The following is a 13472-nucleotide window of genomic DNA, read 5'->3' on the forward strand; positions in this document are numbered from 1 at the left end:
GGTCGCGACTGCACCAGCAGCGCGCCCGGGAGCCCGAAAGGCTTCTTAACCCGTGCCCGACGATGAACTGATCACTCAGACAGAGCTCGAATCCACTCGCCCCGCGCCGCGTCGGCGCCGGGCCGCCGGCCGGGCGGCGGGGCCGCCCGTCGACGACCACGGCGAGGCCGCCTCGGAGGCTGCCGCCGGCACCGCGGATCCGTCCGCACCCGCGGCCGCACCCGCGGCCGCACCCGCACCCGCACCCGTGGCCGCACCCGCGGCCGACGGCGGGCCCGCGGCCAGCGGCGACGCCTCCGCGGACGAGCAGCCGACCACCACGCGGCGGCGCCGTGCGAGCACCGCCACGACCCGGACCCGGACGACGCGCGCCGCCAGGGCGAAGTCCGCCACCCAGCTGGCCGATGACGCCGACACCGAGTCCGTCCCCACCTCCCCGCTCGAGGCCGCCACGCCGGTGGCGAGTACCGATGTCCTGTCCGTGGCCGCCCGCACGCCGGAGGTCGCGGCCGTCGACGGCACCGCGGGCGCTGACCCGGCCGCCGGCGCCCCGGCCGCCGAGCCATCCCAGCCGGCACGGCGCACCCGGAGTCGCCGCGCGGTCCGTGAGGTCGCCGCGGCCGACGTTCCGCCGGCCGCCGAGCCCGTGTCCAGCGCGGGCGGCAGCGGTCAGGCCTCCGTCGCGGAGTCCTCGGAGGCCTCCGCCGCGTCGGCGCCGGCCGTCGACGGCACCGCCGACGCCGCCTCGACCGCGGCGCCGGAGCCAAAGACCCGGCGCACGCGAGCCCGTCGTGCCACGTCCGCCCCGGCCAGCCCCCCGCCGGCACCCCCGGTCGCCGCCGAGCCGGTCGCTGCCGAGCCGGTCGCCGCGGTGCCGGCCGGCGGGGAGACCGCGCCCGAGCCGAGCGCGGCCGGGCCGGCCGGTCCTGAGCTGGCAGCCGCCGGCACGACGGCCGCGCAGCCGGCCGGCAGCGAGGCCGCGGCGCCGCGGACCAGGGCGCGGACCACCCGTCGCCGTGCGGCGACCACCGGCACGGTCGTTCCCGCTCCCGACGCCGCCGCGGCGCAGCCCGCCACCGGCACTCCCGCTGTCTCCCCGGCGAGTACCCACCCGGCCGAGCCCGCCGTCGCTGAGCCGGTGAAGCCGGCGGCGACCCAGGCCAGTGTGGCCGAGGCCCCGTCGGCCGGGTCGATCTCGGCGCAGCCCGCACCGGCGGCTTCGACGCCGCCCGGTACGGCCGCCGGGGGTCTCGATGCCGCGCAGCGCACCGCTGCGGGCGACGAGGAGGCTGACGAGGACAAGGCGGCGTCCGCCGCCGCCGATGCGGTGCAGGGGTCGGCCGCTGCCGCCGAGGCGGCCCCGCAGGAGGCGTCGACCGAGGACTCCAAGCCGGCCCCGACGGGCACCCGCCGTACGCGCTCCCGCCGGGCGACCGCGCCGACCTGGACCGGTGTCACGGAGGAGCCGGCCGTCGAGCCCGTCGTCCGGCAGTCCCGCCGCCGTCCCGTGGCCATGGTGACCTTCCAGGCGCCGGAGCCGGCGGCCGAGCCGCGGTGGCGTCGCGACGAAACCGATCAGTCCGCCCCCGCCCCCGCCCCCGCCCCCGCCCCCGCCCCCGTCGCGCCGTCCGCCGCCGGCGATGAGCAGCAGCCTGTCGCCGCCGCGCCGGATCGGGACGAGCAGGACGAGCAGGACGAGAATCTCACGATCGCCGCCGAGCTCGCCGAGGGCGAGGAGGACGGCGAGTTCGAGGACGAGGAGCAGTCCGGTGGCGCGGGTTCGACCCGCCGTCGCCGCCGTGGCCGCCGCGGCCGCGGCCGGGCCCGGGGCGAGGAGGACGGCACCGACCTCGGCGACGCCGATGAGGGACAGGCCGGTGACAGCGGCGAGGACGCCGACTCCTGGGACGCGGCGGCGGACGCGGCCGCCGACGGCGAGGCGACCGATGCCGACGACGCCGACGGTGACGGTGACGGTGACGCGGAGGACGATCGCGCCGGTGGATCCCGCCGGCGGCGTCGCCGGCGTCGACGGGCCGGTGGGGACGAGGCCGGAGTCGTCGACGATCCCCCGAACACGGTCGTGCACGTCCGGGAGACCCGCCGCGACGAGGACCTCGTCCGCGGCCTGAGCGGATCCACCCGGCTGGAGGCCAAGCGCCAGCGGCGCCGGGAGGGCCGCGACAGCGGCCGGCGCCGCCCGCCGATCGTCACCGAGGCGGAGTTCCTGGCCCGCCGCGAGGCGGTCGAGCGGCGGATGGTCGTGCGCCACGCCGGCGACCGCACTCAGATCGCCGTGCTCGAGGACGGCGTCCTCGTCGAGCACTTCGTCACCCGGGCCAGCTCCGCCTCCTACGCGGGCAACGTCTACCTCGGCCGGGTGCAGAACGTACTGGCCAGCATGGAAGCGGCGTTCGTCGACATCGGCAAGGGCCGCAACGCCGTGCTCTACGCAGGCGAGGTCAACTACGACGCCTCCGGGCTCGACGGCCGGCCGCGCAAGATCGAGCAGGTGCTCAAGTCCGGCCAGTCGGTCCTGGTCCAGGTCTCCAAGGACCCGATCGGGCACAAGGGCGCCCGGCTCACCAGCCAGATCAGCCTGCCCGGCCGCTACCTCGTGTACGTGCCGGACGGCCAGAACGCCGGCATCAGCCGCAAGCTGCCCGACACCGAGCGGGCGCGACTGAAGAGCATCCTCAAGAAGATCACGCCCGAGGACGGTGGCGTGATCGTGCGCACGGCGGCCGAGGGCGCGAGCGAGGCGGAACTCGCCCGCGACGTCGAGCGGCTCGCCGCGCAGTGGGACGACATTCAGCGCCGGTCCAAGAAGGCGTCCGCACCCTCGCTGCTCTCCGGCGAGCCCGACCTCGTCGTGCGGGTGATCCGCGACATCTTCAACGAGGACTTCACCGAGCTGGTCGTCCAGGGCTCCGGCGAGGCGCAGACGATCGAGGAGTACATCGACACTGTCGCCCCGGACCTGCGCCCGCGCATCCGCCGCTACACCGGCACCGGGGACGTCTTCACCGACTACCGGGTCGACGAGCAGCTCGCGAAGGCACTCGACCGCAAGGTGTGGCTGCCCTCGGGCGGGTCGCTGGTCATCGACCGCACCGAGGCGATGACCGTGATCGACGTCAACACCGGCAAGTTCACCGGCAAGGGCGGCAACCTCGAGGAGACGGTCACCAAGAACAACCTGGAGGCCGCCGAGGAGATCGTCCGGCAGCTGCGGCTGCGCGACATCGGCGGGATCATCGTCATCGACTTCATCGACATGGTCCTGGAGAGCAACCGGGAGCTGGTGCTGCGCAGGCTCACCGAATGCCTCGGCCGGGACCGCACCCGCCACCAGGTCGCCGAGGTCACGAGCCTCGGGCTGGTCCAGATGACCCGCAAGCGGGTCGGCCAGGGCCTGCTGGAGGCGTACAGCGAGCCCTGCGTGCACTGCAGCGGCCGCGGCGTCGTCATCCACCTGGGCGGCAGTGGCGCCCACACCAACGGGCAGGCCGCGGCCGCCGGCGGCACCGGGCCGGCCGAGCCGGCGGCGGCGGGCTCGGGCTCCGGCCGGCGTTCGCGCGCCGGGCGCGGTGCGGGCGGGCCCGCCCTGGTCGCCACCACCAGCCAGAACGGCGGATCGTCGCGCACGGGCGCGGCGGCCGAGCCGGACGGGCCCGACACGGGCGTGGACGGCGAAGGCGGGGCGGCCGCGCAGCCAGACCGGTCCGTGGCGAGCGCCGCGCCCGGCACGGGTGGCGACAGCGCGGCCCCGCTCGGTGCAGAGGCCGCCGCGGAACTGACGGCGGCGGCCGGGTCGGTGCCCTCGGGCGACGGCATCCCGGTGAACGGCGACCTCGCGGTGAACGGCAACCCCGCGGTGAACGGCAACGGTCACCACGCCGCGGGTGCGGCGGCGGTGCTGGACGCACCCACGCCGGTGTACGCCAACTCCGATGATCCGGACAGCCTGGCGACGGTGGACAGCGGCGCTGCCGGCAAGCCCGCCCGGGGACGTCGGCGCCGGGCCTCCCGGCCGGTGTCCAAGCCCACCGCGGAGCCCCTGGAGTCCGTGCCGCCCGCGGCGGCCGAGGACTCGGCCAGCTGACGAGCTGATCGACGCACCCGCCGCCGGTGCCGGGCACATCCTGGCACCGGCGGCGGGCGTGCCTGGTCCGCGTGGCGGCGGACCGGCGCCGCAACCTCTCCCTATGCGTGGCTCCCGGGGAGCCGCGGATGGTTGAGCAGATCCCCTGGAGCGGCCGCGATCAGCAGCGGCGTCGGCTGTTCCCAGTCAGTCTCCGCATGTCGGGCGGACTTCCTTCCCATAGGTGGGAAGCGCGGGTGGGGGGCCAGCGGCACCATGTCGCGAACCCCGCGTGTCGTGTCCGGTTTGTCCACCTGTTCGCGACACGGCCGCCGTGAAACGTTGCCAAAACCCTGCCACGGTCCGCCGTGACAACGACTCTGCGGGATCCGGTGTGGTCCTCAGGCGGCGGTCGGGCCCGCCGAACTCTGCGCGGCCGGCGTGGAGCGCACGAAGCCGCGACCGGCATCCTCGCGTAGGAGGAGGTCCAGCGTTGCCCGGGAGCGGGACAGCGCCGCCTCGACGGCCTGGCGCGCCCGGCCGGCATCGCCCATCTGCAGCGCGTAGGAGGCGATCGTCAGGGACTGGACGAGATCGTCCTGATCGGCCAGATCCGGACTCATCCGCCGCGGCGCCTCCACCGCGACGGCGGGCTGGGAGGCGGTGGCCAGCTCGGCGGCGGCCAGCTCCGGGGCATCGGCCGGCGGGCGATCCGCCGCCGTGGCCAGGCCCCAGGCGGCCGGATCCCGGCGCCGCAGGGCGATCCAGCCCGCCGCCGCCGCGGTGCCGAGCAGCCAGCAGACGCCCGCCCAGGTGGGCAGGCCGGTGAACGCCGTCAGGGCGAGACCGGTGACGACGAGGACCGCGAGCGCTCCAGTGGCGGCCGGCACGGTGCCGGGCACCGAGCCGTGGTGGCGTGCGGCGGCCGCGGCGGGGCGGCAGACGACGGCCAGCGCGCCGGCCGCCCCCGCGCCCGCGGCCCAGACCAGCAGTTGCCAGACCATGTCCGTCACCCCCGACCCGACGTCGTGTCCGGCCTCGAAAGACCGCGTTCCGGCGCGGACCGCGCCGTGTGGACGGTCTATGGTTCTCCCTGTCCGGGAGGGTTCGCCATGGCCCTTCTGGGTCATCCGACGACATGGCCCGTCTGCGGGGGACAGGCCGCTGATGGCCGCTCTCCGGTCCACGCGCCGGGTCCCCGCCGTCATCCACCCGCGGATGACCTGTAAGGTGAAGGCCGCGTGTTCCTCCGGACTGAGCTCGGCCCGCTGGCCGGCCCGTCGGGGAGTCGCCGTCCGGCCGCCCAGCGGGTGCCGGGTGGCAGGCGCGCGACCCAAAGCTCCGCGGGGGATCTGATCCCGCGCGGTCACAGCGGCATAACAACAGCAGGGAGATCTGGTGTACGCGGTCGTTGCCAGCGGCGGCAAGCAGCACAGGGTCGCCGTCGGCGATGTCGTCGACGTCGAGCTCCTTTCCGGAGAGCCGGGCGCGGCCGTGAACCTTCGGCCGCTCCTGCTCGTCGACGGTGACTCGGTCACCCACGCGGCGGACGCCCTTCAGTCCGTCGAGGTGACCGCCGAGGTGGTCGGCGTCGTCAAGGGTCCGAAGATCCGGATCCACAAGTTCAAGAACAAGACCGGCTACCACAAGCGTCAGGGACACCGCCAGAAGCTGACGCGGCTCAAGGTGACCGGCATCGAGACCGGGAAGGCCTGACGCCATGGCGCACAAGAAGGGCGCGAGTTCCTCGCGCAACGGTCGGGATTCCAACGCCCAGCGCCTCGGCGTGAAGCGGTTCGGTGGCCAGTTCGTCAAGGCCGGCGAGATCATCGTGCGGCAGCGCGGCACCCACTTCCACCCCGGCGAGCTGGTCGGCCGGGGCAAGGACGACACGCTGTTCGCGCTGTCGGCCGGGCACGTGCAGTTCGGGCACCGGCGTGGCCGCCGGGTCGTGAACATCGTCGCCGAGGTAGCGGCCACCGCCGCCTGACCAGGCGCTGATCTTCCACCGCGCGCATCATCCCGTCCGGGTGTGATGCGCGCGGTTTGGTGTTCGCCCTGGCGGGATGACGATGACGAGGGAGAGGAGGCGGTGTCATGTCGAGTTTCGTCGACCGGGTGATACTGCACGCGGCGGCCGGAGATGGCGGCCACGGCTGCGCCTCCATCCACCGGGAGAAGTTCAAGCCGCTGGGCGGCCCCGACGGCGGGGACGGCGGCCGCGGCGGTGACGTCCGCCTCGTCGTGGACCCGAGCGTGACGACCCTGCTCGACTTCCACTTCCACCCGCATCAGCGGGCCTCGCGCGGTCGGCCCGGGCAGGGCTCGAACCGGCACGGCGCCGACGGGGAGGATCTCGTCCTGCCGGTGCCGGACGGCACTGTCGTCCTGTCCGCCGACGGAGAGGAGATCACCGATCTCGTCGGAGTGGGCAGCGCGTACGTCCTCGCCCGCGGCGGGCGCGGCGGGCGCGGCAACGCGGCGCTGTCCTCGGCCCGGCGCAAGGCTCCCGGGTTCGCCGAACTGGGGGAGCCCGGTGAGCTGCTCGACGCGGTCCTCGAGCTCAAGACAGTGGCCGACGTGGCCCTCGTCGGCTTCCCGAGCGCGGGCAAGTCATCCCTGGTGTCGGTGCTGAGCGCCGCCAAGCCGAAGATCGCGGACTATCCGTTCACCACGCTGGTGCCGAACCTCGGCGTCGCCCAGGCCGGCGACCACCCGCCGTACACGGTGGCGGACGTGCCCGGACTGATCCCGGGGGCGAGCGAGGGTCGTGGGCTGGGCCTGGAGTTCCTGCGCCACATCGAGCGCTGCTCCCTGATCGTGCACGTGCTGGACTGTGCCACCCTGGAACCGGGCCGCGATCCGCTGACGGACCTCGACGTCATCGAGGCCGAGCTCGCCGCCTACTCCGCCGACCTGTCGGACCGGCCGCGTCTCGTCGTCCTCAACAAGATCGACGTCCCGGACGCCGCCGAACTGGCCGAGCTGGTGACGCCCGACCTGCGGGCCCGCGGCCTCGACGTGTTCGCAGTCAGCACGGCCACCCGGCAGGGGGTGCGCGCGCTGTCACTGGCGCTCGCGGAGCGGGTCGCCGCGTACCGCGCGACCGCGCCGCGGCCGACCGCGACCAGGGTCGTCCTGCGCCCCCGGGCGGTGAACGAACCCGACTTCACCGTGTCGCCCAGCGGGGACGGATTCCTGATCACCGGTGCGAAGCCGGAGCGCTGGGTCCGCCAGACCGACTTCTCCAACGACGAGGCCATCGGCTTCCTCGCCGACCGGCTCGCCCGGCTTGGGGTGGAGAAGGAACTCGCTCGCCAGGGCGCGGTCGAGGGCGTCGAGGTCACGATCGGTGCCGTCACCTTCGACTGGGAGCCGACCCTCAGCGGCGGCGGCCTCACCGGCGCCGATCCCACCAGCGCGGGCGAGGCCGGTGTGGCCACCGTCGGCGGGACCGCCGGTGCTCCGGTCGTGTCGCGGCCGGGCAGCGCTGGCGACGTGGACGTGCATCTGGGCCCGCGTGGCAGCGACGACCGGCTGCGGACGTCGGTGCGGCTGACCCGCGCCGAGCGGATGGCCCGCGCCCGCCGAGCCCACGCGGGTGACGACACCGAGCCGGAGACCGCTGGCGTCTCCGGTGCTGCCGCCGAGCCGGACGTCTGATCTCCGCGCCGATCGGGGCCTGCTGACCCGCACGTCCGGCGGGTGCCCCGCGGGCTCCGTGCCCCTGGAATTCGATTGACCGCAGTCTGACGAGGCGCGGAGGGTGTAGCGTGCGTGCGTTCGTGGCCGAGGCGCAGCGGGTCGTCGTGAAGGTCGGATCGTCATCGCTCACGACAGCGGCCGGGGGCCTGGACGTCGCGCGGCTGGAGCGGCTGGTGGAGGCGCTGCTGCCCCGGGCCGGGCAGCTGGTGCTGGTGTCGTCGGGTGCGATCGCCGCCGGGCTCGCGCCGCTCGGCCTGTCGAAGCGGCCCCGTGACCTCGCCACCCAGCAGGCCGCGGCCAGCGTCGGGCAGAGCTCCCTCGTCCACAGCTACGCGGCGGCGTTCGGCCGGGCCGGCTTCCGGGTCGGCCAGGTGCTGCTCACGGCGACGGACGTCATCCGCCGCACCCACTACCGCAACGCGCGCACGACGCTGGACCGGCTGCTGGAGCTGGGCGTCGTCCCGATCATCAACGAGAACGACGCGGTCGCCACCCAGGAGATCCGCTTCGGTGACAACGACCGGCTCGCCGCGATCGTCGCCCACCTGGTCTCGGCCGACCTGCTGGTGCTGCTCTCCGACGTCGACGGCCTGTACGACGCGAACCCGCGGCTCGGCCCGGCGAACCTGGTCCGTGAGGTCCGCTCGGACGCCGACCTCGCCGGTCTGACCGCGCGCGGCACGGGCACAGCGGGCGTCGGCGTCGGCGGCATGGCCACCAAGATCGAGGCGGCGCGGATGGCGGCCTCCGGCGGGCTGCGCGCGATCATCACCTCGGCGGCGAACGCCGCCCCCGCGCTGCGCGGCGACGACGTCGGCACCGTGTTCCACCCGACCGGCCCGCGCCGCGCCTCCAGGCTGCTCTGGCTCGCGCACGCCACCGCCCCCGAGGGCCGGCTGCGCCTGGACGCGGGGGCGGTCGCCGCCGTGGTGCGCCGCCGGGCGTCGCTGCTGCCCGCCGGCATCCTCGCCGTGGACGGCGACTTCGCCGCCGGCGACCCGGTGGACCTCGTCGACCCCGACGGCCAGCCCGTCGCCCGCGGCCTGGTCGCCTTCGACGCCGCCGAGCTGCCCGTCATGCTCGGCCGCAGCACCGCCGAACTCGCCGCCGACCTCGGCCCCTCCTACGAACGCGAGGTCATCCACCGCGACGACCTCGTCCTCCTCCTGCCCTCCCGCTGACCCGTGGTCGCCGCCAGCGGCGGGACTACGCCGTCGTCTCGACGCGGCTGCCGGCGGTCTCCTTGATGACGCGGATCTGGTGGGGGATGCGCTGGCGGAGTTCGGTGACGTGGCTGACGATGCCGACGAGACGGCCGCCGGAACGCAGTTCGTCGAGGACGCTCATCACCTCGTCGAGGCTGTCGGCGTCGAGGGTGCCGAAGCCCTCGTCGACGAACAGGGCGTCGAGGCGCCGCCCGCCGGTCTCGGCGGTGACGACGTCGGCGAGCCCCAGGGCCAGCGACAGCGCCGCCTGGAACGTCTCGCCGCCGGAGAGAGTCCGGGTGTGCCGGCGTCGGCCGGTCCAGGCGTCCTCGACGAGCAGGCCGAGGCCGGCGCGGCGGCGCTTGTCCCGGCGGGCCTCGGTGTCGTGAACGAGGGTGAACCGGCCGGAGCTCATCGCGGCGAGGCGCCGGCTGGCCGCGGCCGCCACCTCCTCCAGCCGGGCGGCGAGCACGAAGCTCGACAGCGGCATGCCGGCGGTGTTGCCGCCCCTTCCGGCGGCGAGGTCCGCCAGGTGCACGAGCTCCTCGACGCCGGCGCGCAGCGGGCCCAGCGCCTCGAGGCCGTCGGCGTGCTCGGCGTGCAGCTCGGCGAGTTCGGCGGCCCGCTGGGTGGCCTGGGCCTGGGCGGCGACGGCCTGCTCGTGGGCTGTGCGGGCGGTGTCGGTGGCCGTCTCGTGCTCGGTGAGGGGGAGGGCGGCCTCGGGGTCGACGGCGAGCTCGTTGCCGGCGAGGGCGGCGGTGAGGGCGGCCAGCTCGTCGCGGCGCTCGCGGACCTCGGCGTCGGTGTCGCGCAGCCAGGCGGCGTCGCGCCCGGCCGCGGCGGCTTCGTCCAGGTCGGCGAACCCGGCCTGCCGGACGAGGTCGAGCGTGGCGAGCCCGGCGTCGACGTGGGTGGTGCGGGCCTGCTCGGCGGCGAGCTCGGCGCCGCGGGCGGCCTCGGCGTCGTCGGCCAGGGAGTGTATGGCTGCCAGTCGGCCGGCGAGGGCGTCACCATCCCGCAGGCCGTCCGGAATGTCGGCGAACCCACGGGTGGAACGGTCTCGGGCGTCGGACGCGCGCCGCCGCGCCGAGGCCGCCGCCGTGCGCAGCGCCGCGAGCTGGGTCGCCGTGTCCCGCTCCGCCTCCTGCACGTCGCGCTGTGCCGCCTCGGCGCCGACGAGATCGGCCGCGGCGGTGGTGCGCGCCACGACGGCGTCGTCCAGCGTGTCGACGAACGTCGTCAGGCCGTGCGACGCCGCCGGCACCGACACGTCCAGCAGCTGCTCGACGCCAGGGAGCGCGTCGACGTCAGCCAGGTCAGCCAGATCAGTCGGGTCGGTCCGGTCGGTCGGGTCGGTCCGGTCGGTCGGGTCGGTCGGGTCGGTCAGGTCGGTCGGGTCGGTCAGGCTGGAGGTGCGGGTGAGTTCGGCGTGCAGGGTGCGGACGCGTTCGTCGCGGCGGCGGACGGTGCCCACGGCGTCGGCGGCGTCGGCGGCGAGCCGGTCCGCCTCCCGGGTGGCGGTGATCTCCTCGTCCTTGCTCACCGGGCGGGCCCGGACCTCGGTCGGGTCGGGATGGTCAAGGGAACCGCAGACCGGGCAGGGGGTGTCGTCGACGAGGGCGGCGGCGAGCTCCGCCGTCATCGCGTCGATCCGCTCCCGGCGCACCTCGTCGGCGTGGGCCCGGGCGGCGTGGGCGGCTGTGCCCGCGGTGTCCGCGTCGGTGACCGCGTCGCGATGGGCGTCGACGGCCTCGGCGAGCTCGCGGGCCCAGCGGGCACGTTCGACCAGGCCGGGCAGGGTGGTGGTGGCCTGCCGGGCGGCGGCGACCCGGGCGTCGGCGGCGGCGCGAAGCGCGGGCAGCTCGGTGCGCAACCGCTCGTCGAGGGTGTCCGCCTCGCGGTGGTGCGCGGCGGCCTCGGCGGCGGCGGCGCTGGCCTCGACGGCGTCGCGCTCGGCGTCGTCGAGGGCACGGGTCAGCCCGTCCAACCGGCCGATCTCGACGTGGGCGGCCCGCGCCTGGGCGGTGAGCCGCGCGATCATGTCGCCGGCGTGGGCGTCCTCGGCCGGCAGCAGGTCGGCGGGGTGCTCGGCCAGCGTGCGCTGGGCCGCGTCCGCGAGCTCGCGGGTGTCGCGGGCGCTGTCGGTGAGGCGGCGCAGCTCGGTCAGCGCCGGAGTGATGACGGCGGCGCGGCGGGCGGCGTCGGCGGTCGCGGCGAGGGCGTCGACGCGGGGCTGGTCGGCGGTGAGCTCGTCGCGGCGGGCCGTCAGCGCCCGGCGGCGCGCGACGCGGCCGGCGAGCTCGCGGGTGGCCCGCAGCGTGGCCTCGGCGGTGTCGAGCGCGGCCCGGGTCGCCTCCCGCGCGGCGTCGGCCGCCGCGGCCTCCTGAGCGGCGGTGATGGCCAGCTGGGCGGCCCAGGCCGGGTCGTCGAAAGCGTCCTCGGCCGGCTCGGGCACGGCTGCGGCCTGGGCGACGCGGGCGGCGACCCGGCGCAGGTCGGCGGTCGCCTCGTCGAGGTCGGCGCGGCCGTTCTTGGCCCGGTCGTGCAGCCACTGCTCGGTGAACTCGAAGCGGCTGACTCGGAACAGCCGCTTGAGCAGCTTCTCCCGGTCGTCGTGGTCGGCCTGCAGGAAGTCGGCGAAACGGCCCTGCGGCAGCATCACGACCTGGAAGAACTGGTCGTGCGTCATCCCGAGCAGCAGCCCGATCTCGTGCCCGACGTCCTGCGGGCGGGTCGCGAGCGTCTCCCACTCGCCGCCGCCGACACGGCGTTCCAACGTCGCGGTGGGATGCGTCCGCGAGGTGGCGCCGCCGCGCCGCGGCCGGTCCCAGGCGGGACTTCGGGTGATCAGGTACCGCTCGGCCGCGACGGTGAACTCCAGGCTCACCCACGGCCGCACCGACGCCCCGGCGTGATGGGACCTCAGGTCAGGGCCGCCGGCCAGCTTGCCGCGCAGGCCCGGCACCTCGCCGAACAGGGCGAAGCCGAGCGCGTCGAGCAGGGTCGTCTTACCGCCGCCGGTCTCCCCGCACAGCAGCAGCAGGCCCCCGGCGCCTGCCTGGTCGAGGTCGAGGTCGACGCGTCCGGGGAAGGCGCCGAACGCCTCCAGGCTCAGCCGGTGCGGGCGCATCAGGCAGCGTCCTCGGCGAGCCGGGCCGCGTCCAGCGCCTGCGCGAGCAGCGCCCGTTCCCGGTCCGTGGGCGTCGACCCGCGCACGTGCGCGACGAACGCGATGGCGATCTCCAGGTCGGTGCGGCCCCGGGTCCGCTCGCCGAAGGTCCGCTCGTCGCCCTCGCCGGCGGGCGGCTCGTGCGCCAGGCGCAGCGCGAACGGGAAGCGGCGCTGCAGGGTGGCCATCGCCTCCATCGGCCGCACCGGGTCGGTCAGCACGGCGGCGACGAAGTCGTCCTCGTGCGCGGCGTACGCGGGCGAGCCCAGCAGGTCGGTGAGGGTGCCGCGCAGCACGGTCAGGCGGCGCGTGACCGGCGCGGGCACGTCGTGCACGGCCCCGAGCCCGTCACGGCCGAACTCGACGAGCAGCGACGCCTTGCGGTCGGACGCCTCGGAGAACGAGAACGCCATCGGAGACCCGCTGTAGCGCACGGCGGGGGAGATCGCCTGCGGGCGGTGCAGATGGCCGAGCGCCGTGTAGGTGACGCCGTCGAACAGGCTCGCCGGCACGTTGCCGAGCCCACCGACCGAGATGTCCCGCTCGCTGTCGCTGGCCGCGCCCCCGGTCACCCACGCGTGCGCGAGCACGACCGAACGAGCCCCCGGATGCCCGGCCAGATCGGCGCGCACGGCCCGCATCGCCCGCCCCATGGTCGCCACCGGCGACGGCCGGGCCACCACCTGCTTCTCGTCCTCGTCCTCCTTCTCGTCCTCGTCGTTCTCGTCGGGAGGCTCGGGGAGCAGCGTGTGGGCCACGGCGGGTTCGAGGTACGGGACGGGGTAGATCCGCACCGGGCCATGGGCGTCGTCGAGGACGACTGGCCGGGCCAGGGCCGACGGATCCGTGCGGATGCGGATGCGCGGGTCGAGCAGACCGGCCTTGTCGCCGAGGCGGCGGGCGGCGTCGTGGTTGCCACTGATCACCACGACCCGGGTGGCCGCGTCGCGCAGCCGCGACAGCGCCTCGTCGAACAGTTCGAGCGCGCGCACCGGCGGGATCGCCCGGTCGTGCACGTCGCCGCAGACGAGCACGACGTCGACCGCCTCGGCGCGGACGACCTCGACCAGGTGGTCGACGAACGCGGCCTGGGCGGTGAGCAGGTCGTGGCCGTGCAGCCCGCGGCCGAGATGCCAGTCGGAGGTGTGCAGGGCGAGCATGCGAGCACGTTAGGCAGGCGGGGGCGCCCGGCCGGCAACGGGGGTCGATCCCGGCCGTGATCGGTCCATCTGGGTGACCGTCGCGCGGGGGCCAGGCGGTGTAGGCGGCGCGCAGTCCTGGCCGGCAATCATGGTCGTCGGCCATCACG

General features: G+C 75.7%; 8 protein-coding genes. 5 read left to right on the forward strand and 3 right to left on the reverse strand.

Annotated features, from left to right (window positions below):
* Positions 1-52 precede the first annotated feature (52 nt).
* Positions 53-4105 (forward strand): Rne/Rng family ribonuclease, encoded by a 4053-nt coding sequence (locus tag AC6EXY_RS01385; RefSeq protein WP_499842277.1) that lies wholly within the window; start codon positions 53-55, stop codon positions 4103-4105.
* Between the two features lie 380 nt (positions 4106-4485).
* Here AC6EXY_RS01385 and AC6EXY_RS01390 read toward each other — a convergent pair whose 3' ends face one another.
* The gene (locus AC6EXY_RS01390; protein WP_499816942.1) at positions 4486-5088 is read right to left on the reverse strand and encodes an MFS transporter; all 603 of its coding nucleotides are present in this window, start codon (positions 5086-5088) and stop codon (positions 4486-4488) included.
* A gap of 394 nt (positions 5089-5482) precedes the next feature.
* On the opposite strand from AC6EXY_RS01390, the gene rplU reads away from it, so the two are divergent.
* The 4 genes from rplU to proB all read left to right on the forward strand — a co-directional run bounded on the left by rplU (position 5483) and on the right by proB (position 8970).
* Positions 5483-5800 carry a 50S ribosomal protein L21 gene (rplU, locus tag AC6EXY_RS01395; protein WP_101835571.1) on the forward strand — a complete coding sequence of 106 codons (318 nt, stop codon included), beginning with the start codon at positions 5483-5485 and terminating at the stop codon, positions 5798-5800.
* A gap of 4 nt (positions 5801-5804) precedes the next feature.
* Positions 5805-6074, forward strand: coding sequence for a 50S ribosomal protein L27 (gene rpmA / locus AC6EXY_RS01400; protein ID WP_101835569.1), 270 nt, complete (start codon positions 5805-5807; stop codon positions 6072-6074).
* A gap of 107 nt (positions 6075-6181) precedes the next feature.
* On the forward strand, positions 6182-7747 hold the full coding sequence (obgE, locus tag AC6EXY_RS01405; RefSeq protein ID WP_499816941.1) for a GTPase ObgE: 1566 nt from the start codon (positions 6182-6184) through the stop codon (positions 7745-7747).
* Between the two features lie 110 nt (positions 7748-7857).
* Positions 7858-8970 (forward strand): glutamate 5-kinase, encoded by a 1113-nt coding sequence (gene proB, locus AC6EXY_RS01410; protein ID WP_101835565.1) that lies wholly within the window; start codon positions 7858-7860, stop codon positions 8968-8970.
* Positions 8971-8995: 25 nt separating this feature from the next.
* Here proB and AC6EXY_RS01415 read toward each other — a convergent pair whose 3' ends face one another.
* Positions 8996-12124, reverse strand: a complete 3129-nt coding sequence (locus AC6EXY_RS01415; protein ID WP_499816940.1) for an AAA family ATPase — start codon at positions 12122-12124, stop codon at positions 8996-8998.
* Positions 12124-13323 (reverse strand): exonuclease SbcCD subunit D, encoded by a 1200-nt coding sequence (locus tag AC6EXY_RS01420; RefSeq protein WP_101835561.1) that lies wholly within the window; start codon positions 13321-13323, stop codon positions 12124-12126. The genes AC6EXY_RS01415 and AC6EXY_RS01420 overlap by 1 nt, the downstream gene beginning before the upstream one ends.
* Between the last annotated feature and the right edge of the window lie 149 nt (positions 13324-13472).

This window comes from Frankia sp. RB5 (genome assembly GCF_059816245.1).

Excerpts from the sequence above, each read along its gene's own strand:
- AC6EXY_RS01390 (WP_499816942.1), bottom strand. The coding sequence starts at position 5,088 with ATGGTCTGGCAACTGCTGGTCTGGGCCGCGGGCGCGGGGGCGGCCGGC.
- rpmA (WP_101835569.1), top strand. The coding sequence starts at position 5,805 with ATGGCGCACAAGAAGGGCGCGAGTTCCTCGCGCAACGGTCGGGATTCC.
- obgE (WP_499816941.1), top strand. The coding sequence starts at position 6,182 with ATGTCGAGTTTCGTCGACCGGGTGATACTGCACGCGGCGGCCGGAGAT.
- AC6EXY_RS01415 (WP_499816940.1), bottom strand. The coding sequence starts at position 12,124 with ATGCGCCCGCACCGGCTGAGCCTGGAGGCGTTCGGCGCCTTCCCCGGA.
- AC6EXY_RS01420 (WP_101835561.1), bottom strand. The coding sequence starts at position 13,323 with ATGCTCGCCCTGCACACCTCCGACTGGCATCTCGGCCGCGGGCTGCAC.